20 protein-coding genes are annotated in these 23,196 nt (G+C 41.1%); 1 reads left to right on the forward strand and 19 read right to left on the reverse strand.

The window, feature by feature from the left end:
* Positions 1–72: 72 nt before the first annotated feature.
* The 18 genes from rlmN to ACO6HM_RS02470 form a co-directional block, all read right to left on the reverse strand.
* On the reverse strand, positions 73–1,122 hold the full coding sequence (gene rlmN / locus ACO6HM_RS02385; protein ID WP_485389589.1) for a dual-specificity RNA methyltransferase RlmN: 1,050 nt from the start codon (positions 1,120–1,122) through the stop codon (positions 73–75).
* 1 nt (position 1,123) lies between these two features.
* Positions 1,124–2,482: a 16S rRNA (cytosine(967)-C(5))-methyltransferase RsmB gene (gene rsmB, locus ACO6HM_RS02390; protein WP_485389590.1), complete on the reverse strand. Its 1,359-nt coding sequence runs from the start codon at positions 2,480–2,482 to the stop codon at positions 1,124–1,126.
* Positions 2,483–2,484: 2 nt separating this feature from the next.
* Complete coding sequence (gene fmt, locus ACO6HM_RS02395) at positions 2,485–3,411, reverse strand: methionyl-tRNA formyltransferase (RefSeq protein WP_485389591.1); 927 nt, start codon at positions 3,409–3,411, stop codon at positions 2,485–2,487.
* A complete protein-coding gene (gene def / locus ACO6HM_RS02400) occupies positions 3,411–3,938 on the reverse strand; it encodes a peptide deformylase (protein WP_485389592.1) in 528 nt (175 codons plus the stop codon). The genes fmt and def overlap by 1 nt, the downstream gene beginning before the upstream one ends.
* 80 nt (positions 3,939–4,018) lie before the next feature.
* Positions 4,019–6,244 (reverse strand): replication restart helicase PriA, encoded by a 2,226-nt coding sequence (gene priA, locus ACO6HM_RS02405; protein ID WP_485389675.1) that lies wholly within the window; start codon positions 6,242–6,244, stop codon positions 4,019–4,021.
* Between the two features lie 108 nt (positions 6,245–6,352).
* Positions 6,353–6,604: a DNA-directed RNA polymerase subunit omega gene (rpoZ, locus tag ACO6HM_RS02410; RefSeq protein WP_208430366.1), complete on the reverse strand. Its 252-nt coding sequence runs from the start codon at positions 6,602–6,604 to the stop codon at positions 6,353–6,355.
* A 56-nt stretch (positions 6,605–6,660) separates the two neighbouring features.
* Positions 6,661–7,281, reverse strand: coding sequence for a guanylate kinase (gene gmk / locus ACO6HM_RS02415; RefSeq protein ID WP_485389593.1), 621 nt, complete (start codon positions 7,279–7,281; stop codon positions 6,661–6,663).
* Between the two features lie 227 nt (positions 7,282–7,508).
* Positions 7,509–9,008 (reverse strand): glycerol kinase GlpK, encoded by a 1,500-nt coding sequence (glpK, locus tag ACO6HM_RS02420; RefSeq protein ID WP_485389594.1) that lies wholly within the window; start codon positions 9,006–9,008, stop codon positions 7,509–7,511.
* A gap of 9 nt (positions 9,009–9,017) precedes the next feature.
* Positions 9,018–12,203, reverse strand: a complete 3,186-nt coding sequence (locus ACO6HM_RS02425; protein WP_485389595.1) for an AAA family ATPase — start codon at positions 12,201–12,203, stop codon at positions 9,018–9,020.
* Positions 12,204–12,206: 3 nt separating this feature from the next.
* Complete coding sequence (locus ACO6HM_RS02430) at positions 12,207–13,349, reverse strand: metallophosphoesterase family protein (RefSeq protein WP_485389596.1); 1,143 nt, start codon at positions 13,347–13,349, stop codon at positions 12,207–12,209.
* 103 nt (positions 13,350–13,452) lie between these two features.
* Positions 13,453–13,815 carry a hypothetical protein gene (locus tag ACO6HM_RS02435; protein WP_485389597.1) on the reverse strand — a complete coding sequence of 121 codons (363 nt, stop codon included), beginning with the start codon at positions 13,813–13,815 and terminating at the stop codon, positions 13,453–13,455.
* A 95-nt stretch (positions 13,816–13,910) separates the two neighbouring features.
* Positions 13,911–14,180 carry a hypothetical protein gene (locus tag ACO6HM_RS02440; protein WP_485389598.1) on the reverse strand — a complete coding sequence of 90 codons (270 nt, stop codon included), beginning with the start codon at positions 14,178–14,180 and terminating at the stop codon, positions 13,911–13,913.
* 10 nt (positions 14,181–14,190) lie between these two features.
* Positions 14,191–14,811 (reverse strand): methylated-DNA--[protein]-cysteine S-methyltransferase, encoded by a 621-nt coding sequence (locus ACO6HM_RS02445; protein ID WP_485389599.1) that lies wholly within the window; start codon positions 14,809–14,811, stop codon positions 14,191–14,193.
* A 15-nt stretch (positions 14,812–14,826) separates the two neighbouring features.
* Entirely contained in the window at positions 14,827–15,843 is a 1,017-nt protein-coding gene (locus ACO6HM_RS02450) for a glycosyltransferase family 2 protein (RefSeq protein WP_485389600.1), read from the reverse strand.
* Positions 15,843–16,982 (reverse strand): UDP-galactopyranose mutase, encoded by a 1,140-nt coding sequence (gene glf / locus ACO6HM_RS02455; RefSeq protein WP_485389601.1) that lies wholly within the window; start codon positions 16,980–16,982, stop codon positions 15,843–15,845. Before glf ends, ACO6HM_RS02450 begins: the two co-directional genes overlap by 1 nt.
* Before the next feature lie 10 nt (positions 16,983–16,992).
* Entirely contained in the window at positions 16,993–19,530 is a 2,538-nt protein-coding gene (locus ACO6HM_RS02460; RefSeq protein ID WP_485389602.1) for a hypothetical protein, read from the reverse strand.
* Entirely contained in the window at positions 19,530–20,240 is a 711-nt protein-coding gene (locus tag ACO6HM_RS02465) for an RluA family pseudouridine synthase (protein WP_485389603.1), read from the reverse strand. Before ACO6HM_RS02465 ends, ACO6HM_RS02460 begins: the two co-directional genes overlap by 1 nt.
* Positions 20,241–20,414: 174 nt before the next feature.
* Positions 20,415–21,221 carry a cell wall hydrolase gene (locus tag ACO6HM_RS02470; protein ID WP_485389604.1) on the reverse strand — a complete coding sequence of 269 codons (807 nt, stop codon included), beginning with the start codon at positions 21,219–21,221 and terminating at the stop codon, positions 20,415–20,417.
* A 324-nt stretch (positions 21,222–21,545) separates the two neighbouring features.
* On the opposite strand from ACO6HM_RS02470, the gene ACO6HM_RS02475 reads away from it, so the two are divergent.
* Positions 21,546–22,355 carry a hypothetical protein gene (locus ACO6HM_RS02475; RefSeq protein WP_485389605.1) on the forward strand — a complete coding sequence of 270 codons (810 nt, stop codon included), beginning with the start codon at positions 21,546–21,548 and terminating at the stop codon, positions 22,353–22,355.
* On the opposite strand, the gene ACO6HM_RS02480 is transcribed toward ACO6HM_RS02475, so the two are convergent.
* On the reverse strand, positions 22,327–23,196 hold the full coding sequence (locus tag ACO6HM_RS02480) for an ABC transporter permease (RefSeq protein ID WP_485389606.1): 870 nt from the start codon (positions 23,194–23,196) through the stop codon (positions 22,327–22,329). The genes ACO6HM_RS02475 and ACO6HM_RS02480 overlap by 29 nt on opposite strands.

Below are 23,196 nucleotides of genomic sequence, written 5' to 3' on the forward strand. Positions count from 1 at the left end.
ACAATTATGCCTTCACCGTATAATAAAGTAATGCTGCAACTAAACTCCTTTCTTCCCCACAGCAATTACAGCTTACTTATTCTCATTCTCCATATATTCTTTTCGAAGCTGTCCACAGGCTGCATCTATATCCTGTCCCATCTCCTCTCTAATAGTAGCATTTATTCCTTTATTTTCAAGTATCTTCTTAAATCTAAGCACTCCCCCTAGAGTTGAACTCTTGTAAGCCCTTTCCTTTATAGGGTTAATAGGTATGAGGTTTACGTGGCAGTTCTTTCCCTTAAGAAGCGCCGCCAGCTTCTCTGCATTTTCCGGAGTATCATTTTCACCGTCTATCAGGCTGTATTCGTAAGATATCCTCCTTCCGGTCTTATCAAAATAATAGTCTGTAGCCTCAAGTATCTCTTTAATCGTGTATTTGTTCGCTATAGGCATTATCCTTCTTCTGTCTTCATCCGTAGGCGCATGCAGGGAAATCGCAAGAGTAATAGCAAGATTTTTGTCTGCAAGCTTCTTTATATTGGGGACAAGTCCACAGGTGGAAACTGTAATATTCCTCTGGCTAATATTAAGACCATTCTCATCCGTAATCATCTCCAAAAACTTAAGCAGGTTGTCAAAGTTATCAAGAGGCTCTCCTGTACCCATCACAACTATATTACTCACTCTTTCGCCTGTTTCTCTCTGAATGGTATAAATCTGTGAGAGCATCTCAGATGGTGCAAGCTGCCTGGACAGTCCTAAGAGGGTAGAAGCGCAGAAGGTGCAGCCCATCCTGCAACCTACCTGTGACGAAATACAGACTGAATTGCCATATCTGTACTTCATAAGTACGCTTTCAATCACATAGCCGTCATATAGCTTAAAGACAAACTTGGATGTATCTCCTGATGCTGAGTCTTTTCTAGCCACCTCTGTAATCTCAGTAAATGGCAGTCTTTCCTCAAGTTTATTCCTTAGTTTAAGTGGAACATTGGTCATCTCGTCATAGCTTTTTACCAGCTTTTTATGTATCCACTCATACACCTGCTTCGCCCTGAATTTGGGTTCTCCAAGCTCCGTAATTAGAGACTGAAGCTCACTAAAATCAAGGCTTACAATATCTTTTCTTCCTTCTGTCAAATTATTCTTCCCTCATATATTCTGAAACAAAAAATCCATCTGTTCCAAGTTCCCCCGGAATCAGCCTTATAAAGCCTTTTTTAGCTTCATTTACAAGTCTTTCGCCGTCTTTATATCTATCTACGTACCCTCTTATTTTATCCGAAAAATCCACCGCTGAAAAGCCTTTAAATTCTGAAATAAATGTGAAATTTTCCTCATTCTCAACCTTCGTCATTGTACAGGTGGAATATATAAGCCTTCCACCTTTTTTTACATATCTTACGGCATTTCCTAAGATTGTCCTCTGAAGTTTGGCAAGTTCTCTTATCTTATCCTCTGTTACATTGTATTTTATATCCCTCTTCCTGCCCATAACTCCAAGTCCTGAGCAAGGCAGGTCGCAGATAACAAGGTCAAATCCATCCACAAAATCAGGATTGTACAAAGAGGCGTCATTTACCTTTGTTTTTATCTTAGAAGCCCCTATCCGTCTTACATTTTCTTCAATAAGCTCTGTCTTACTTTCTGAGATGTCACAGGAGATTATCTCATCTACCTCTTCCATCTCTGCAAACAACAGGCTTTTCCCTCCAGGAGCAGCGCAGAGGTCAAGCACTCTCGCCCCCTTAGGAAGACTTACTATCTTACCTATGGACTGAGAGCTTTCATCCTGAATCACAAAGTCTCCCTCTTCAAAGCTCTCAAGGTAGCTAAGACTGTCTAACTCAAGTATCTTAAGGCTTTCAGGGAAAATTGTATCAGTACTTACCTTAACTCCTTCAGCTTCAAGCTTCTTAATGAGTTCTTCCCTGTTCTTTGTGGCTCTTGCAACCAAAGGCCTCTTCTCTTCAAATGCCTCTAAGATTGTCTCTGCCACTTCATTACCATAGTCTTTAATCAAATACTCCACCACAGTCCTCGGTGTAGAATGATTTATTTCAAGGTATTTGATTAAGTCTTTGTCTTTATCGGGTAATGCTATATTTTCTTTATTTCTTGCTATATTTCTAAGGACTCCGTTTACAAAGCCCGATAGCCCCGTAAGCCCTCTTTTCTTTGCTAACTTTACCGCCTCGTTGATAGCAGCACTGTCAGGCACCCTGTCCATAAAGAAGAGCTGATAAACAGAGATTTCTAAGAGAAGCATAATAATAGGCTTCATCTTCTTCACAGGGGTTTTTGAATATCCGTCTATAATAAAATCAAGATACAGCCTTTTTTCAATGGTTCCCTCATAAAGCCTTGTAATAAAGCCCCTTGATGATTTATCAAGATAGAGGTAACTATCAAGAGTATCTTTAAGTATAGTGTGGCTAAGCTTACCTTCCCTTAGGGAAAGGAGCATATCAAGCACTACTTCTCTTTCATTAACAGCCATAATTATACACCAAGTTCCTGTCCTATATTAAGAGTGCTTCCCTTTAGGAAATCACCCGCACTCATTCTCTTTTTACCCTCAAGCTGTACCTCAATCACCTCTATAGCACCTTCGCCACAGGCAATGGTAAAGCTCTCCTTGCCTATCCCTATTACACTTCCTGCCTTGCCACTTCCCTCTACAGCTCTTACCTTCCACAACTTAAGTGTCTTGCCTGCAAGCAGAGTATAGGCACTAGGCCAAGGATCCATTCCTCGTACAAAGCAGTCAAGTTCTTTTGCAGGCTTTGTAAAGTCAATAAGCCCCATCGCCTTGGTAAGCATTTTAGCATAAGCTGTAGGGCTTTCACCCTGCTTTGTAGGGGTAAGGCTTCCCTTTTCCAGCTCATCAAGGGTTTCAAGTATAGTCTCTGCTCCAAGTGCCATAAGCTTGTCAAAGAGGCTTCCGGAAGTCTCATCCGCATCTATTTTAATTGTCTTTTTAAGTAGGATATCGCCTGTATCAATGCCCTCATCCATAAGTATGGTAGTAATTCCGGTTTCCTTCTCTCCATCAAGTACAGCCCACTGTATGGGAGCTGCCCCTCTGTACTTAGGGAGCAGTGAGCCATGTATATTTACACAGCCATATTTTGGCATCTGAAGTATGCTTAAAGGTATAATCTGCCCAAAGGCTACCACCACCATCACATCAGGATTGTAAGCTCTTAAAGTCTTTACAAACTCTTCATCCCTTACCTTTAGTGGCTGATATACCTTTATCCCTTCTCTCTCGGCAATGACCTTCACAGGAGACGGAGTAAGCTCTCCCTTTCTTCCCTTAGGCTTGTCAGGCTGTGTAACTACAGCCTGTATCTCATGTCTTGATGCTATCAAAGCCTCTAAGGAAGCTGCCGCAAAATCAGGTGTTCCCATAAATATTATCTTCATTAGTTCTCCTCATCTACAGGAAGTCCTGCCGCTATCTCTGCAGCCTTTTCAGCCTCCGCATCTCCTGCATTGTACACATTGCCAATAACCTTTTCGGTGTATAAATGTCCGTCCAAATGCTCATTTTCATGGATTAAAGCTCTTGCAAAAAGCTCATCTCCCTCAACGATATACTCTTCAAAGTTCCTATTTAGCGCCTTTACCTTTACATGGTTAGGCCTGGTTACTATACCAGCCTTGCCGGGAACGCTAAGACAGCCCTCCGTTCCTGTCTGCTCACCCGAAGTCTCGATGATTTCAGGATTAATAAACACAAAAGGCTGGTTTCTTTCTTCTGAGCAGTCAATAACAAATATCCTCTTTAGCACACCCACCTGAGGGGCTGCAAGACCTACTCCGTCAGAATCATACATAGTCTCAAGCATGTCATCTATCAGCTCCTGTATCTTTGGGGTATTCTCTTTCACCTCTCTGGCTCTCTTTTCAAGGATTTCATCTCCAACTGTTCTTATATTTCTAAGTGCCATTATTCCTCCATTTATTCTAAATTTTTATTTATCAATGTCTTGCTGATTATTATACCATTATATTATAGCCTATGTAAAGTTTATGGATTGCCGTGCGGCTCAAAGTCAAACTGCACGCTGACTTTGCTAAAATCAGAGCTCTTCTTTACATAGTCTTCAAGCAGGTTCTTAAGTCTAACCAGTTCATCTCTATCAGGCGACTTTAGGTAGATTATCTTTCTATAGATATCCCTAAGCTTAGGAATGGCAGCCCATACAGGTCCATTTACCGCAAAACTCTCTGACTTTTTCCTTTCTAAAAAGCCTGCGAGATTCTCAGCACCCTTACTTACCTCCTCAGCTTTTGCGGCAAAGAGAATAACTGCAAGGAGATGGGTTTCAGGCGGGTATTCTCCAAACTTCCTATATCTTATTTCCTTGGAATAAAAGTCCTTATAATTACCTGTTGCAGCAGCCTGTATCACATAGTGGTCAGGATTGTAGGTCTGGATGACCACCTTCCCCCTATATCTTCCTCTTCCTGCCCTGCCTGCTGCCTGTACAAGGAGCTCGTAGGTAGTCTCCGCTGCCCTGAAGTCTCCTAAAAACAGGGATAAGTCAGCAGCAAGTATGCCAACCAGACTTACCTTCTCAAAGTCATGCCCCTTTACTATCATCTGAGTTCCTATGAGGATATCAGCTTCTCCATTCTTAAAGCTCTCAAGTATAGCCTCATGGCCGTTTTTCCCCGTAGTCGTGTCCCCGTCCATCCTAAGCACCCTGGCAGTGGGGAAGTCCTTTTTAACTATTTCCTCTACCTTCTCAGTACCAAGACCAAAGGTACCTATATAAGGCGAAGTACACTTTGGGCATTTATCAGGCATCTTCTCTTCGTAGCCGCAGTAATGGCAGACCAGCCTGTCAGGTCTGTGAAAGGTAAGACTCACGTCACAGTGAGGACATTTGATGGCTTCACCACAACTCCTGCAGGAGATGAAGCCCGCATATCCCCTTCTGTTAATAAACAATATGGTCTGCTCTCCCTTAGTTAGCCTGTCTTTTATAAGCTCAGATAGCCTCCTGCTAATAATGGACTTATTGCCTTCTTTAAGCTCTTCTCTAAGGTCTGTAATCTCAATCTCGGGAGGAATGGCCCCTGCTGGACGACTTGACAGCATAAGCACCTCTATCTCCTTATCCGAAGCCAACTTCACAGCTTCAAGGCTTGGAGTGGCTGAGCCAAGTACTATAGCTGCCCCCTCCTCCTTCGCCCTATAAAGCGCCACTTCTCTTGCGTGATACCTTGGAGTTTTGGAGCTCTTGTAGCTTCCTTCGTGCTCCTCATCCACTATAATTAGTCCAAGGTTATTAAATGGGGTAAAGAGAGCGGATCTTGGCCCTACTATTATATCTATGTCTCCGTTTTTTGCCCTTAGATACTGGTCATACCTCTCTCCCTGTGACATCCTTGAGTTCATTATGGATATTCTCTCTCCGAACCTCGCAGACAGCCTCTCCACCATCTGAAAGCTGAGTGCTATCTCAGGTATAAGGAAGATAACCTGTTTCCCCCGGCTTATGACCTCCTCCATTATCTCCATATAGACTTCAGTCTTGCCGCTGCCGGTTATACCAAAAAGGAGATATCTTCCTTTTATTCCCTTCCTATAGTCATTTATAACCTTGTCAACCGCCCCTTTTTGCTCGGCATTTAACTCGACCTTATCAGAATTCTTCTCTCCTGTCTTTACAGGCTTTCTGTATAGTAATTCTTCCTTTATCTCTATAATTCCGTCTTTTGTCAGCGAATTGAAGGCAGAGGAGGAGGCCTTCTCCTCCTTTATAAACCTCTCATAGTTAAAGTCGCTCTCTATAGCTCTTCTTAGGATTTTAGCTTTGACCGTATATTTTTTTCTTTCAAATTCCCTGAGGATGTCTTCTGCCTCTTCTCTATCTTTAAGAAGAGATACAGTCCTCTCCTTTATTCTCTCTATCTTCCTTGGGGCCTGAAGTACTGAGCGAAGAGCCTCATTTACCGTACCTCCGTAGTTGCTCTTAAGCCAGTAGGCAAGCTTTATCAGCTTACCCTCTATCTGAACACCGGTTTCAGACTTCCTTAAGATATCCTTCACAAGGCTTTTATCTATGTCAGTATCCTCTTTTACTTCAACCACAAAGGCCTTAGTTTCTCTATTTCCTCTCCCAAATGGAACTATGACTTCGGTGCCTATGAGGGCATCAGAGTTTCCAAAGCTCTCCGGTATCCTATAGCAAAATGTCCTATCAAGCTTGTCAACTGATATTCCAACCACCACCTCAGCGTACACCAAAATCACCTCCATTCATCTTAGATTAATCATTATACACATAAAGGGCAGTCGCATCCCGGATGATTCCTTCTGCAACGGCCCTCATAAAATACTAAAACTCTCTAATTATTCCTCTTCTTCCGCTTCCTCACCGCCTACAATCTTTACCTTCTCGTGATAAAGCTCATCAACGGCTATTGAGAGTGGCTTGCTCTTTTCATTCGCTGCAACATAAGGCTCAGAACCAGAAATTATCTGTCTTGCCCTCCTTGCTGTAGCAAGTACTATGGAATAACGGCTGTTAACTAACTTGCTCTCGCCCTCTTCCACATCTTTGTTTGCAACTTCCATAAGGTCTGAATAAGATGGATGTAACATCATAATGATTATTATTCCTTTCTATATTTGCTAAGATTGCTCTTAAAACTACCCGGTTAAAAGCTCTTTTTCAGGTCATCGGTCAGAGTTTCAATGAAGCCTTCAGCCCTCATTCTCGTATGAGAAGCCGCCTGAATGATATGGTGGATGTCTCTAACTGCATCGTCCAGATTATCATTTACAACTATGTACTCATAGTTATCTATATACTCTGTTTCCTCCGCAGCCCTCTTAAGCCTCTTCTTTATAGTGCCGGCTTCTTCAGTTCCCCTGCCTATAAGCCTGTTTTCAAGCTCCTTAGCATTTGGTGGAACTATGAAGATGAGCACAGCCTCAGGATACTTCTTCTTCACCTTAAGCGCTCCCTGCGGCTCTATCTCAAGGATGACATCCTTACCCTCAGCAAGCCTTTCTTCTACGTACTCTCTTGGAGTACCATAGAAATTGTTCACATACTCAGCCCACTCTATAAGACCGTCGCTCTCTATCATACTATGGAATTCATCTCTTGTCAAAAAGAAATATTCCCTTCCATGAACTTCACCTTCTCTTGGTGCTCTTGATGTAGCTGATATAGAGAGTGCATAGTCCTCTTCTGCCACAAGTTTCTTAACTATAGTTCCCTTACCTACTCCTGAAAATCCAGAGATTACAGAAAGTACACCTAACTTTTTCATACTCTTATTCCTTTATATAGCATAATTATAGGCAAAGCATTTAACTTACACCTTCGATTCTAATAATTTTGACATTCATTTATATAACATATTTTTAGGCAAAGTATTTAACTTCCACCTTCGATTCTAATAATTTGACATTCATTGATACAGGATTTCTAAGGCTTTGCAAGGTCCTTGCATAATATTTATAATCCGCTTATTTTTGTATGTCATAACGTATCATTTTAATCCTTTTCATTCGCCCAGTCAAGTGTACATTTTACAGCCCTCTTCCAGCCTTTTAGTTTTCTTTCTCTCCTTCCCTCTTCCATATGAGGCTCAAAGAGCCTTCCAAGCTGCCAGTTCTTTCTTATCTCTTCTTTGTTTTCATAATAGCCTGTTGCCAGCCCTGCAAGGTAAGCAGCCCCAAGAGCAGTTGTCTCCACGCACTTAGGCCTTCTTACATAGGTATCCATAATATCAGCCTGAAACTGCATAAGGAAGTTGTTGGCAGAAGCACCTCCGTCCACCTTAAGCCCCTTAATCTTAACTTTCGCATCCTCCTCCATAGCTCTAAATACATCGGCTGACTGATAGGCTATGGACTCGAGGGTTGCCCTTATAAGATGCTCCTTTGAGGTTCCTCTTGTAAGACCAAACACTGTCCCCCTGGCATATTGATTCCAGTAAGGTGCACCCATACCTGTAAATGCAGGAACTACATATACTCCGTCAGCATCTTCAACTTCTAAGGCATAGTCCTCTGACTGAGCAGAAGTCCTAATCATCCTAAGGCCGTCTCTAAGCCACTGGATAGAAGCACCTGCCACGAACACGCTGCCCTCAAGGGCGTATTCTACCTTGTCACCTGTACTGGCTGCTATTGTTGTAAGCAGTCCTGATTTTGAGCTAATTGCCTCACTTCCCGTATTCATAAGGATGAAGCTTCCCGTACCAAAGGTATTCTTCACATCTCCCTTTTCAAAGCAGCACTGACCAAAGAGAGCAGCCTGCTGGTCTCCCGCAGCACCTGCTATAGGTATGCTGCCTCCAAAGAGGCTTGACTTTGTCTCTCCGTATATATATGAGCTTGGCTTTACCTCAGGGAGCATATTTTCAGGTATATCAAATATCTTAAGTATTTCCTTATCCCATTCGAGTTTATGTATATTATAAAGCATGGTTCTTGAAGCATTGCTAAAGTCGGTCACATGCACCTTTTTACCTGTAAGATTCCAGATAAGCCAGGTATCAACTGTACCAAAGAGGAGTTTACCCTCTCCCGCCTTTTGTCTTGCCCCCTTTACATTGTCAAGTATCCAGGCTATCTTACTCGCTGAAAAATACGCATCAGGAATAAGACCTGTAGCCTCTCTGATATAGTCTCCATAGCCTTTTCTTACCACCTCGTCTATCATATGCGCTGTACGCCTGCACTGCCAGACTATGGCATTGTACACAGGCTCACCTGTCTCCTTATCCCAGACTACAGTTGTCTCCCTTTGATTGGTAATACCTATTGCTTCAATGTCTTCACAACCTGCACCTATATTAGCCATAGCTTCTATAGCTGTAGCAAACTGTGATGACCAGATTTCCCTTGGGTTATGTTCTACAAGTCCCGGCTCAGGGTATATCTGCGTAAACTCCTTTTGTGCACTGGATACTATATTTCCACCCTTGTCAAATAGTATACTCCTTGAGCTTGTTGTCCCTTGGTCTAGTGCCATCAAATACTTCCCCATAATGCCTCCTTAGCTTAGCTGCCACCTGGCCTTACTTCCATTCTCGTCTTTGGTTACTATTAGCTGTTCTTCTATTTCCTGCTTTAATTCATTGACATGAGAAATAATTCCTATAAGCTTTGAGCCTCCTGCCATGTTTTTAAGGATTTTCACAGCCTCGTTTCTTGCATTGTTATCAAGGGTGCCAAAGCCTTCATCCACAAACATCATGTCAAGACGTACAGCACCGATTCTTGCCTGTATCTGGTCTGCCATACCAAGGGCAAGGGAGAGGGCTGCCTGAAATGACTCTCCACCTGACAGGGTTCTCACATCCCTGCTTTTACCTGTTATATATGAGTATACCATAAGGTCTAGTCCTTTGTTAGTACCCTGACCTGCTTTCTCTATTTCATAAGTCCTTAGCTCAAACTGTCCTCCTGTCATAGAGCTAAATCTCCTGTTGGCAGAGATAAGAATCTTCTCCAGATACTGTCTTTGCACAAAGGTCTCTATGTCCATCCTGCCTCCGGTCACATTGCCTGAGAGCTTTGAGTAGAGAGCATTTATAATTCCATACTCCCTTGCCGCCTCTCCCCTGCCGCTTAGCGAAGCACTAAGCTTATCAAGGATTTCACTGTCAGTCCTGTAGTCAGCCCTTATCTCTTCCAACTCCGTATGGAGAAGATTATACACCTCATCAGCCGTGGCAAAGTCCTTCTCTAAGCTTTGGGTATCAGGTTTTTCCTTATCCTTTACAGCCTCCTTCAGGTTTGTGACCATACCTAGAGCCGCCTTCATATTGCCCTCGTAGGTATTTATTTCATTTTGAAATCTCTCCCTATCGCTTTTTTCATACTCATTTACAAGGAGAGACCACCTTTCCTCAGAGATGCCAAACTGGACAAGGGCTTTTTCATAGTCTTCTCTCTTAGTCTGACAGCTATATAGAAGATTTGGGCAGTCTTCCGAAAGCTTCGCGATAAGGGTTTCCGTCCTTTCTTTTAAGCTCTTTGAGGCCTCGCTCTTCTCCTCCACCTCTTTAGAGTGACTCTCAGCCCTTACCCTTCTTTCATCCTCAGCCTCTTTAGCTGCCAGAGCCTCCTCTTTACTCTTAAATTCGAGTCCTGATTCAATCTCCTTTATAAGGGATATAAGGCCTGCAACCTCCTTGGCTGTCTCACTTTCTTTTTCCTTTACAGCTTCTTCTTCTTTTTTCAGAAGGATTTTCTTTTCTTCAGCTGTAGAAAGCTTCTCCTCTATGAGCTTTAATTCTTTGACCTTAGCATTTATTTCACCCTGCTCTTTTAGAAGCTTCTTTGAAAATGCCTCTAGTTCAGCCTTAAGCTCATTAAGCCCTACTTCTTCATAAGGCTTGGCGTCAGTAAATAGCTCTTCCTTTACCAGACTAATCAGCTTTTCTTTGTCAGCTTTTAAATGCTCTTCCTTCTCACCCGTCCTGGTCTTAGAGGTTTCATATTCTGAAAGCCTTGTGTTTACACTGTCTTTTAGCTTTGACACCCTTTCTTCAAGCCTCTCAATATCCTCTTTTCTTATCTCCTCCTGTCCCTTAGGAAGAGGGCAGGGTGAAGGATGAGAGAGGGAGCCACACACAGGGCAAGGCTCTCCCTCCTTAAGGAGGTCTCTTGCAAGCAGGCCTGCCCTAAGCTCATAAAACAGCCTCCTCTTAGGGATCAGTTCGTCCTCAGCCTCCTTAAAGCTAAGAAGCTCATCCTCATAGGCTGCCTTTAATGTATTTAACTTTTCTTTTTCATTTTTTAGACTATCAAAACCCTCTATCAGGCTCTTTAGTTCACTAAGAACCTTGGCAAGAGTCCTCGCCTTAGTCTCAGCCACCAGTCCTCTTTTTTCAAGGCTTGGCACCTCCTTTAGAGCCTCAGTCCAGGATTTTTCAAGGCTCTCAAATTCTACAAGCCTCTTCTTTGCTTCCTCTACTGCACTTGCTAACTTCTCTCCCTCAGCCTCTTTAATCCCCTTTTCTCTATTCTTCTCTTTAAGGCTCTTAAATTGCTCTAAGGCTGCCCTTACCTTTTCAGATACTGTATTAAACCTTTCTACAACTGTAGATAATTCTTCCTTAGCCTTCTTCTCAGCCAGACTGATATTCTCAAAGGCAGAGATTAGTTCAGGCAGCTTTTCTTTGTTTATCTCCAGTTCATTTACTGCATTTTGATAGGCTTTCTCAGCCTCCTTAAAGCCTGCATAAAGGGACTGCGCTTCATAGGCAGCCTCTATCTCCTTAACCAGACTCACCTTCTTAAGGATATCCTCTTTTTTAGCCTCCAGTTCTCTTACCTCAGCCTCAGCCCTAACAAGGCTGTCAAAGAAGCCCAAAAGCTGCCTTCCCTCAGTTAGCTCCCTATTTATCTTATCTCTTTTTAAGAAGGCCTCTTTATCTTCTTTTTCTTTATGTTCAAGGATGATACCAAGTTCGTCACAGAGGCTCTCAAGCCCGTCTGCCGCCTTTTCAATATCGGTAATGTCAACATCCTTCTTCATATTAAGGGCAGAATAATCCCCTATAACACACTCAGGAAGCCTGATCCCACCAATCAGCAGTTCACACTTGGAGCTAAAGTCCTTAAGCTCAGCCTTCTTAGCATCGCTTCTAAGCTTTAACTGTGCAGTCAGTTCTTTATATATCTCAGTGCCAAAGAGTTTTCTAAACACGGCCTGCTTATCATCTCCTCTTAGCACCTCCATAAATTCTCCCTGTGCTATCATCGAGACCTGCATGAACTGGCTCTTTGTAAGCCCCACTATCTCTTCTATTTTCGCATTGGTTTCTTTTAGGTTTTGAGAATACTCCTCCCCATCAGAGTAGAATAGGGATACCTTTTCTTTCTCATCAGTAAAGCCCTCTCGCCCTCTCTTGTAAGGTCTCTTATGCCTTAGTATCCTCTTAACCCTGAATTCCGCCTCAGCACTTCCAAGCCTTTCAGTAAAGGTAAAGTCTACAAAAGGCTCGTCTGCAAAGTCTGTAAACTGACTCTGAAGCTCCTCTCCAGACTTCTTGTTATTCCCTGAGCTTGCCTCTCCAAAGAGGGCAAAGACAATGGCATCGAAGATGGTAGTCTTGCCTGCTCCTGTGTCTCCTGTAATTAAAAATAAATTCTGCACAGGCTTAGTAAAGTCTATCTCGGTCTTCTTACCGTAAGAACCAAAAGCCTGCATAACTAACTTTTTAGGCCTCATAGACTACACCCCCTTTAAGCCATTGATTATCTCAGTGAGGATTTTCTCTTCTTCAGCATTCATCTCACTTAAGAATGCTCTACAATTATCTATCTCGCTTAGTTCATCTGAAATCTCAGTTAGACTACTACTGTTTACCTTCTTTACAGCCTCCCTCCTTATCTCAAGGAGGTTCGGAAATCTCTCCCTTATTCTGTCAGCCGCGTCTACATCTGTAGTATCATCCTCAGTTAAAATAACTGTCACATAGTCCTCAGTTCCCATCATTATGACTTCTTCAAGCCTTCCCCTAACTACCTTGATGTTTCTAAGAGGTTTAAGCGGAAGAACCTCCGTATTTATCCTGCCTTTTTCAAGCATTTCCACCATAACTATGCCCTTTTCCTGTCCTGCCTCACTTACAGAGCAGGCAAGGGGAGTACCGCAGTATCTGTGGCAGTCTCCTATCAGCTTCCAAGGCTTATGTATGTGGCCAAGGGCTGAATAGTCAAATCTTTCCAGAATGTCGGCATCTACAAGGTCTATGTTTCCTACTGATTTAATCTCAGAGTCCATCCTCTCTACTTCCTCAGGATTCTTACCAAGGGGAAGATAGTACTGATGGCTAACCAGTACATTTCTTTCATCTTCATCTATGTTCTCCCTCTCAATAAGCCTATGAAGAGCCTCATTGTAGGTGAGGTTATTCTCATTTTCATCCAGACCGAATACATTTTTTACAAAAGATGGGCGCACAAAAGGGAGAAGATAAAAGTTTACCTTCCCATATTCATCCTCAAGTACCACCTTTTCAATATGTTCATCTGCCTTCTTAGGCGGAAGCCCTATAAGATGCAGGTTATACCCTGAAAGCACCTTCCTGAACTGATTGATACGGACTGCGCTGTCGTGGTTCCCGCTAATAACCATAATATGCATCTTTGGCGCTACTGCCACAAGCTTCGATATGAAGCTGTCAAATATCTCTATCGCATCAGAGGAGGGCACCGAATTGTTGTACACATCCCCTGCTATAACTATGGCATCCGGCTTTTTATCTCTAACCTCTTTTACTATCTCATCTAAAATGTAGCTCTGGTCTTCACTCAGGTCCTTATTCATAAGTTTTAGCCCTATGTGAAGATCTGAAATGTGGAAAAATTTCATTTATACCCCCCCAATAATATCCTTTTCTAATTTGTGTCACCAGTGGTGTCACAAATTTAATTCCCTTTAATTGGTACTTAGACCATTGTTGTTACTAAATATACTAATCTCCTTGCCCAAGCAGCCCATACCCATTGCTTATCGCAAAGTCACAAAGCTCAGTTAGTTTTTTTGCATATTTTTTTATTTTAGTAAAACTGAGATTATATTTATCAATCAATTTACTTTCCTCAATTTTACAATTTTCTACCCATCTTGTTATAGAGATTGAAAATATTTTTATCATTCTTATATTCTCATTTTCAATGTATGTTTCTCCATATGGTTCAAATTTATAGTAATAATTGTAATTTTCAAAGCTATCTTTGAAATCATACAAAAAATCTCCCATATTCTCCGGCTCAACAACGCACATTTTACTATTTATTTTTGCTAAGTTTTGCGCTAAAAAAATAACTAAAGACATAGCATCTCCCTATTTGATTGGTATTCTTTGAAATTGCAACAAGTTGTTGCAATTTCCATCTGTATGCTTTGAAGTGGAATGCCAAATTTCACTGACTACCCCCTTTTACGCTCAGCTCTTGCAGCAGATATTTCAGCGTTGATCTCTTCAAGAGACATCTCAGGTACATCGGCAGCTTCTTCACGTAAAGCCTTAAACGCCGATCTAAAGTCATCTCTTTTGGTTACTGGCGGAAGTACCGCATCAAAAGGCAGTCCTCTTACCTGTTTACTCTTATTCATCTCATCTTCGTCACTATATGGTCTATTAGCATGTTTAATCACATTTTTATGATAAAAATGCAAATCAGATGTAAAATAAATCATTGAATCCCCCTCACCATCCATACTTCTCTAAATCCACCCTGTTATTCACGACTTCTATCCCGTCTTCTCTTAGCCTCTTTGCCTGTGCGTCAGGGCCCCCGAAGGCAAAGGAGCCTGAGCATTCTCCTTTAGCGTTCACCACCCTAAAGCAGGGAATGACATCAGGTTCGGGGTTCTTGTGCAGGGCATTGCCTACTGCCCTTGCCATCTTCCTATCTCCGGCAAGCTCTGCTATACGGCCGTAGGTAGCCACCTTCCCCTTAGGTATCTTCTTTACAGCCTCATATATCCTCTTGGTAGGCGAGTCTGTTATCAGGGCATAGCTTTCAGCTATCATGTTCTTTATATCCTTTTCAGGGATAGAGCCGTCTAGGATAATGGTATTCCAATGCTCTTTATTTTGATGCCAGCCTGCTATCACCGACTTAAAGGCATTTCTCCAAAAGTCCCTCCACTCGGGAGAGACTTTTACATTGAGATTTATGAAGCCTTCCCTCTCATATATCCAAAGGAAGGCTTTTTTACTGCCTTTTACTCTAATTAGCTGCCAGTTAGTATCCTTAAATGGCATTTCCATATAAGTATCCGGAAATGTAAGCCCAAAGCTTGCCGCTTCTTCTCTGGTTTTCATCCTCTTAATTTCCTTTTAGTTAAACTTAAATATCTTTCTAGCCACCTCATAGCCCCAAATGATAATTTTTCTTCCACCCTTGCCAGGCATTCCCATAATAGCACCAAGGAGGGTATGCTTTATCATACGATTCATCTTAGGGTTCTTGGCCTTTAGGTATCTCCAGATTTCCTTCTTCTTTTCAAGATTCTCAGGCTTACCAGACTTTATGAGGAAAACTGTACATATAGTCATCATCATAGCAAGGTAGTTTGCCATATACTTCTTTAATTTGCCCTCTTTTATCTTAGACAAATCATGTGAGCCTATAAGTATCTTGGTTATCTTAATCTGCTGGTCTATCCTGCCAATCATCACCTTTTCATTGACTGACTGGTCGTCTCTTCCTATGAAATACCTGTAAAGGTCAACATCCATATAGTACATAGTCTTTACAAAAGGAAGAGGATAATACACGAAAATATTGTCCACATAGAAGGTATGCTCAGGAAGCTTAAGTCCAATCTCCTTAAGAAGGGCAGTTCTGTAGAATACAGAGTGCATAAGGATGTACTGAGAATTCCTTATCCTGCCTACATCAGACCAGGTAAAGAATTTATTTTCAGGGAGGCAGTTTGCATATCCCATAGGGCTTGGCTCATATCCCACCTTCTCATACACATAGTTGCAAATGAGCATGTCTAGAGTCTTATTGCCTCTGATTACAGAGCGCATAAAATCCATAACCTTTGCGAGCGCACCTGTGTCCACCCAGTCATCAGAGTCAACCACCTTGAAGAATACGCCTGTAGCGTTAAGTAAGCCTGTATTTACAGCCTGTCCATGTCCACCATTCTCCTGATGTATAGCCTTTACTATGGTTGGAAATCTCTTCTCATACTCCTTTGCTATCTCAAGGGTATTGTCCTTTGTAGAACCATCATCAACCACTATGATTTCTATATCTTCCCCTCCTGTAAGCAGGGTGTCTATAGCGTGGCTCATATATTCTGCTGAATTGTAGCAGGGTATTGCAACACTTAATACTTTCATTATACCATCCTTTCACAAAGCTCTAGGGCTTTTTCTGTAATTGCATCCATATTGTAATATTTGTATTCTGCAAGTCTTCCAAGGAGATGCAGATTCTTATATTCTTTTGCGAGATTTGCGTATTTCTCATAAAGAGCCTTATTCTCATCATTTAAGATGGCGTAATAAGGTAAAAGCCCGGTATCAGGTGCATAGTCAAGGGAATATTCCTTCATTATTGTTGTTCCAATAACCTTCTGCCCCGTCATCTTCTTAAATTCAGTTATCCTTGTATAGTCCTCATCCACCGTGTAATTTACTACTGCTTCAGGCTGAAAGGAGTCTACATCGTGGTAGCTGAAATCAAACTTTAATGACCTGTAAGGCAGGGCTCCAAAGCATCTGTCAAAGAGCTCATCGGTCATCCCCGTAAATATTACATCTCCGTCAAACTCAGTACACTCAAAGAAAATCTTGCCTTCTTCAAGCTTTAAGCAGTCCTTCTCCGAGGTCTGAAGCCTTATATCAATATTAGGGTGGTCAAGCATTTTCTTAAAAAGCTCAGTGTAGCCCTCCCCCGGCATTGCCTGGTATTCATCTGTGAAATAACCGTCTTTTTCGGTTAGGATGACAGGAACTCTTGCCGTAACTGCAGGGTCTATCTCATTTGGCTTAACTCCCCACTGCTTACCTGTGTATTTCACAAAGATATTTTCATACACATAGTCAGCAAGCTCTCTAATCTCCTCATCCTCATTTTCACGAAGCTTAAGGATAGGGATGGCCGCCTCCCTTCCATAAGTACTTATCAGCTTGTCTATGAGGCTTTCTGCCTTTTCCTTATCATATACTAACCTTATGCTGTTTAAGTTAAACGGAATCGGTATGTACCTGCCGTATACATTGCCCACCACCTTGTGATGGTATGGCAGCCACTCAGTGAACTGACCAAGGAAGTCGTATACCTCCTTGCTTTTAGTGTGGAAAATATGAGGCCCGTAGGTATGTATAAGCACTCCATGCTCATCAACCTCGTCAAAGGCATTCCCCCCTATATGGTCTCTCTCTTCAATAACCAGTACCTTTTTTCCTGCCTCTGCAAGCTTTCTTGCAGAGACAGCGCCTGCAAAACCGGCACCTACAATTATTATATCATACATGCTTAACCTCCTAGTTCAGAGCGGATATATAGACATTGCCTGCCGCCTTGAACATTTTCTCTGCTTCTTTTCGCTCCATCTGGCTCTTCTTACCTGTCTTTACATTCATTATCTCAATCTTCTGAGGCGTATATGCCGTAAGGAGTACAGCGGTCTTTCCATCCTTCATTGCAATTACAGGGCTACCTTTGGCTATGTAGTATAGGATGTTGTCAAAATCAACTCCTGTCAGATTGATAGGGGATATTTCAGACTGAGACCTTAGGATATCCATAATAGTTCCCTTTTTATTTAAATCCTCAGTAGAAATATATATTCCCTTTGCAGTAAGGAAGAGCCTGATAGCAGAATGTACACTGTCATCTTCCTCATAAACGTAGTCCACATCCACATCTTCAGCCTTTGCAGACGCACTCACTCTTCCACGTTCCCAGACAAGGCCTCCTGCAATGTCAAGCACATAGCCCATACCCTCGTCAGCTACCTTTATCATGTCTGCTGCCTTGTAGGAAGACTCACTAAAGTCTCCTGCCACGTTGGCAAAATATTTCTCCTTGCTTTCTTTTCCGTTCTCTCCGAGCCTTATGGTAAGGTCTCTAGTGATAACGGTATTTAAGGTAGAGCTGCTTACCTGAGGAATCTTCTCAAGCTTGAGTCCATAAGGCAGGGTGAGATAGTATTCTGTTAAATACTTATCAGTCCTTCTATCCACTACCATTACTTCCTTGTTTGGCTTATCTATGTTGTTTAGGATGTGATCAGTCTTTATCCTAACGAGCTTACCATCCTGCTTCTTAACCCTTTCAAGCTCTATAGTATCATTTACTATATCTATATCTGTTACGTAAATCTTCTTTTTCTCATAGTCTTTCAGTATTTTACCATTTACATCCGATATGATTAACTTCTTATATGGAATGTTGATGATACCGTCTTTTCCATTTACAATATCCTTTTTGTAGGCTACGCCGTATACAAAGTTGCCAGAGATTTTCCCTAAGAGTCTAAGCACCGTCTTTTCCTTAGCATCTATCTCTGTTCTTCTTCTGGTCTCAAGGTCCATAATAATTAGCTTCTTAACCTTTGTGGCGTCTGTACTTTCCTGCCATACTATGTGGTTATTCTCTGAGAGGGCAAGATATGAACCACCCGATATATTCTCAGCAAGGACAGAGAGCTTCCTCTTTATCAGACTGTACGAATATATCTTATCATAGAGTGAAAAATAGAAAAACTGCTCCGTACTTACAAAGCTAAAGTCTGATATCCCCTCTTCAAAAAACTGTGCAGGCAGGCTTACAGGTATATATGCCTGTTCCTCAATCCTGTCATCAGCCCTTAGATACTTATATAGAACTATGCCTGTTCTTCCTTCATATACGCCTCGGTTCATGTAACCGTATACTATGAAGTATAAGTCTCCATTATCTTCCATTCTAAGCACCTTAACGGCATGATTGTCATAATAAGTTCTTTCATCCAAGAAGTCATCACCAAAAAACGAAAAAACTCTCTTCATCTTATTATTTTTCGTTTCATAGTACCAAAGGTCTCTCTCCCTCTCAAATGCAATATATTCTTTTTTGGCATCCATCTTGAAATCAACATCAGGATTAGCTGTAATGCCAAACTTTAGCTGGCTCCTTGCCACAGAGGTCTTTTCAGGGTTGTATATTTCTTCCACATCTCTTTCAAATGCCAGTAAATACGTAACCTTCTCTACTTTATTTACCCTGTAGTATTCCTTTATAGAGTAGTAATTTGGAACCTCTCCAGCTGTCTTTGCAATGTACTTATACACCAGCCCCGTGATGTTCTCCGAGTTCTCAGTGACTGTAACTACTGGCTCTGTAAGCCGTTCAACTACAAGCTTACCCCAGGTCACAGTCTCATAAGAGGAATGGATGTTAACCCTTGCATAGCTCATATTATCCATACTTGCATTGGTTTCAAGATACGGCTTTATCGCTTTTTCATCAGCCTTACTAATGGCGGCACTCGAAAATTTTTCTGCAAAACTGTAATTATCAGCGAACTTATCTCCTCTTGTAAACTTAATGGTAGTAAAGAATATAAACTTTCTTCCATCCTCATTAACAAGCCTTAATTTTAGAGCAAACTCAGTATCCTTTGTCAGCTCCGAATCAAGCCTTATAGAAATCTTCCTCTTGCCCTCTCCATCTATCTCGGGCGTTTCCATTTCACCGTTTGCTATAACAATATTGTCTATCTTATCCTTTACCTCATACTCTACCCTGACAATACTGTTGTTATAGTCATTGATTAAAAAGTCTATACTTTTGTTGTTCTCAAGCGGAGTGATTTCCTGCCTTACTCCAAGTGCATCAATCTCCTGCCCATAGCCATGTAGGAGATTAATCTTTTTACCACCTCTTAGCATATATACCGTAGGGAAACTTGCAGCAGACATCTCTGTTGTCTCCGTCCTCTCCGAGTAGGAAGTTTCCTTTATATTGCTTATAAAATATCCTGCAGAGAGCACAAACAGGACTATCATTATTATCAGTTTATATATAATTTTCTGCATTAAATCTCTCCAAACTCTTTTCCTTGTGTAGGTATTGAAAAGCTTAATTTTTTACCGCTTATAGGATGTGTAAACGCCAGGCTAACAGCCTCAAGGGCAAGCTCCGCCCATCCTTCAACTGCTTTGTAATCATCATTATACTTGGTATCTCCGACTATGCCATTAAACTCATCAGACAGCTGTAATCTAATCTGATGATGCCTTCCTGTTATGAGCTCCACTCTTACTAGAGCTTTATTTCCTGCTACTCTTAACACCTCGTAATTAAGTTCTGCTCTTTCCGCACCCTCTAAATCCTCGCCCACTATGGATGAAATATTCTTTAATTTATCTGCCAGAATATAATCGACCTTATTCCTTATCGCACCTATCTCAGGCTTAACCCTATCAGAATCAAAGCTAACCACAGCCATGTATATCTTCGCCAGCTTATTTTCACTAATCTGCTTGGAAAGTACTGCCGCAGCCTTCTTAGACTTGGCATATACCATTATACCCCTTACATTCCTATCAAGGCGGTGTACCACAGCGACATAAGGCTCACCTGTAAGCTTTATTTTACGCTTTAGCGCTTCTACTACTATATGCTTTTTTAATTCCCTCACTAGGTCTTTATTACCTTTTTTATCCCCCTGCGACAACATCCCTGCTGGTTTTATACATACGATGATATTATCATCTTCATATAGAATTTCAACATTTGATACCATAACTTACCCGTAAGCAATCCTGCCCTATATAGCGGTCTAACTGCTTCCTTTCAGCTAAACTGACACAACTAAATAGTAGTATAACATAAAACGATTCACTTATCACTCATCTTAAGATTATTGTAAGGTTTTAAAATAAGGACCTACAGCATCTAGCTGTAAGTCCCTTGTTTATTATCTGTATCTGTAATAGTCCTGTCCATTGTGGTGGAATAAATGATGAAGTGTATTGTCAAACCAGGATGCTGCCCTATAGGTAGTATATCTCTTTGCCACAAATGCAATTGCGCCATTTGAATAGTCACCATTTTTAAGAACTTTGTCTACAGCCTTTCTGGTAGAATCTGTTACCTTACATCTCCAGAATCTTCCGCCAGGTTTAACCGGCGAAAACTGGTAAACGCCCGTTCTTGGATTGTGTGCAAGAACAACTCCTGTGACTGTGTTAGGAAAGCTTTTATGTTTAACTCTGTTAAGTACCACGCTCGCAACATAGATTTTACTTTTTTCATCCATATAGCCTACTTCAGACTGTACAAGGCGGTAAAGGTTTTCCTTATCCTTTGCACTCATCTTGATATTGTAAGCATTCTTATCAGCCTCTTCTTTCTTCTTTGCTTCCTCGGCCTTTTTTTTAGCTTCTTCTTCCTTTTTCTTCTCTTCAGCCTTCTTCCTTTCTTCCTTCTTTGCATTCTCTGCTGCTACTTTTGCAGCTTCTTCCTCAGCCTTTCTTGCAGCTTCTCTTGATTGTCTTTCAGCATCTGCTGCAAGCCTTGCTACTTCTGCTGCCTTCCTTGCCTCATCCTCTGCTGACTTTATGTCAGATAAAGGAGTCTTATCAGCCTCACCGTCAGCTACGACGATTTCATTAGCTTCGTTATTTTCTGCTTTAGCACTATATGAGTTCGCTGTTGATAACATATTTAGTGATAAGCAGACAGTTAACATACTTAAAATTATCCACTTAAACTCTTTCTTCATATTGGTTCTCCTACTGTGAAAATGTTTACTAGTTAATAGATTATGTATATGTTGCGAATATGTTACAGAATTATTACATAAACTATGTCCGTAAGTATAAGTGCACGGTTAGGATTTGTCAACAAATTTTCATTTTTTTGTTTATTTTGACCGACTTATATTTTGTGCAATATTTTATTTTCGTACTTTATGTACAAAGAAAAGCCTAGTTTTGACGTAAATTTGTACTTCCTATAGAATTGATTTTTTTATTTTTATTTGACATGGATTTTAAACCATGGTAATATTATAAAGGGGTATTTTCTTTTTAAAGGAGGTTTTTAGGTGGAAAATTTACTAAGAGGAGTATATAAAAGAGTTGATTCAAAAGGAAATGAACGTTTTGTTGCTTCTTTTACGTATAAAAATAAGCATATAAGCCTAGGCAGCTTTGACAGTGAAAAGGCTGCAAATTCCGCTTATAAAGAGGCTATTGCCCTTACTTCTACCGAAAGCCACAAAGCCATAGACGACTATGATGAGACCGCCACCCTTGATTTTGAAAAGTGGGTTACCATAATCAACTTTCGTGATAACGGTCTATATGTGAAAAATCCTATATACTTAAGAAAGAGATACTTTGAATACTACCTCTCTACCAGTGACATAATGAAGTTTTCAGCAGATGAACTCTTCTACTATTCCAATCACAAGATACTTAGAAGAGGAAGGCATTTCTTTGTAGCAGACTACGGTATGCAGGTAAATATACTAAGCCGCTATGGCATAAGAAACTTTGCGGTTGCAGGCAGGGATTATGTATTTGTAAATGGGGATGATTTGGACTTTAGGTATGAAAATATAAAGATAATAAACAGATATACCGGCGTCAGGATGGAAAAGCAATATCCGAAGCCGGTATATGTGGTGAAGATAAATATAAGAGGCGCTGTAATAGTCGGACGATATGGCGATGAGGTAACGGCTGCCATAGCTTATAACAAGGCTGTAGACCTCCTTGCGGATAAGGGCTTTAATAAAAACTATGAGCAAAACTATATTGATGACTTAACTGATTCACAATATGAGAACCTTTATAAAGAAACAGAGCTATCAAAGAAATTCCTTAGCTTTGTTTCCTCAATTTCCTTCTAAACGGGTTTAATAAATGTGTTGACAAACACACATTAAAAAGCGTAATCATAAATTGAACTGTTATGCTTATCATGAGCCAGTTGTTCATAATAAAAGAGGTATTGTTCTCAAATTTGATATAATTGCCTACAATCTCAGGCAAACCTATTTGGGCATCAAGCAATGAAAAAAGCGTGATGACAGGATTAAGAAGAAACACAGGGTTTAGGCTGTTATTGATTGAGGGCTTTATTGCATTGTTCATTAGGGCTGCTGATATTGTGCCTAGGGTAATGAACATTATCCATACGTAGGTTACTGCCATAGCAGTGCTTGTTTTTCTAAATATTACAGACATAAGTACTCCAAAGCTTCCTATGTATACGGAAGTAAGCAATATAAGCAACATATACATCAAAAGGTCTGTAAGTCCTGCTCCGCCCATAGTAAATATAAGGGCAAGGATAGGAAGGCTTGAAATTACATAAATCAGCAATTTACTGACTACAGATATCAGCTTACCCATTATTATCCTATAGGGTCCAAGGTTGGTAGCAAGCAGCAAATCAAGAGTTCCATGGTCTCTCTCTCCTGAGACAGCACCTCCGGTTATGGCAGGGACTACAAATATAACTAGAGCGAATTCCAGTCCAAATAAGACTGAATAGAACGTAATAAAGTCCTGTTGAATCGTATACGTACTGTAAATAGGATATCCGTAAGCCGAGATTGCTACAAGGGTAAACAACCCTATGACAGCCACTATAAAGCAATAAAGCCCGACTGTTATAGGAAACTTTATATTTCTAACAGACTGTTTTAGCTCCTTTGTATATACAGCATTTGTTCTATATCTTCCCAT

Source organism: Catonella sp. (assembly GCF_057250765.1).

Excerpts from the sequence above, each read along its gene's own strand:
- rpoZ (WP_208430366.1), bottom strand. The coding sequence starts at position 6,604 with ATGTTACATCCATCTTATTCAGACCTTATGGAAGTTGCAAACAAAGAT.
- ACO6HM_RS02480 (WP_485389606.1), bottom strand. The coding sequence starts at position 23,196 with ATGGGAAGATATAGAACAAATGCTGTATATACAAAGGAGCTAAAACAG.
- ACO6HM_RS02440 (WP_485389598.1), bottom strand. The coding sequence starts at position 14,180 with ATGATTTATTTTACATCTGATTTGCATTTTTATCATAAAAATGTGATT.
- ACO6HM_RS02460 (WP_485389602.1), bottom strand. The coding sequence starts at position 19,530 with ATGCAGAAAATTATATATAAACTGATAATAATGATAGTCCTGTTTGTG.
- rsmB (WP_485389590.1), bottom strand. The coding sequence starts at position 2,482 with ATGGCTGTTAATGAAAGAGAAGTAGTGCTTGATATGCTCCTTTCCCTA.
- ACO6HM_RS02470 (WP_485389604.1), bottom strand. The coding sequence starts at position 21,221 with ATGAAGAAAGAGTTTAAGTGGATAATTTTAAGTATGTTAACTGTCTGC.
- fmt (WP_485389591.1), bottom strand. The coding sequence starts at position 3,411 with ATGAAGATAATATTTATGGGAACACCTGATTTTGCGGCAGCTTCCTTA.
- ACO6HM_RS02435 (WP_485389597.1), bottom strand. The coding sequence starts at position 13,815 with ATGTCTTTAGTTATTTTTTTAGCGCAAAACTTAGCAAAAATAAATAGT.
- ACO6HM_RS02445 (WP_485389599.1), bottom strand. The coding sequence starts at position 14,811 with ATGAAAACCAGAGAAGAAGCGGCAAGCTTTGGGCTTACATTTCCGGAT.
- glpK (WP_485389594.1), bottom strand. The coding sequence starts at position 9,008 with ATGGGGAAGTATTTGATGGCACTAGACCAAGGGACAACAAGCTCAAGG.
- ACO6HM_RS02425 (WP_485389595.1), bottom strand. The coding sequence starts at position 12,203 with ATGAGGCCTAAAAAGTTAGTTATGCAGGCTTTTGGTTCTTACGGTAAG.
- ACO6HM_RS02450 (WP_485389600.1), bottom strand. The coding sequence starts at position 15,843 with ATGAAAGTATTAAGTGTTGCAATACCCTGCTACAATTCAGCAGAATAT.
- ACO6HM_RS02465 (WP_485389603.1), bottom strand. The coding sequence starts at position 20,240 with ATGGTATCAAATGTTGAAATTCTATATGAAGATGATAATATCATCGTA.
- glf (WP_485389601.1), bottom strand. The coding sequence starts at position 16,982 with ATGTATGATATAATAATTGTAGGTGCCGGTTTTGCAGGCGCTGTCTCT.
- gmk (WP_485389593.1), bottom strand. The coding sequence starts at position 7,281 with ATGAAAAAGTTAGGTGTACTTTCTGTAATCTCTGGATTTTCAGGAGTA.
- def (WP_485389592.1), bottom strand. The coding sequence starts at position 3,938 with ATGGCACTTAGAAATATAAGAACAGTTGGAGATGAAATCCTTGAAAAG.
- ACO6HM_RS02430 (WP_485389596.1), bottom strand. The coding sequence starts at position 13,349 with ATGAAATTTTTCCACATTTCAGATCTTCACATAGGGCTAAAACTTATG.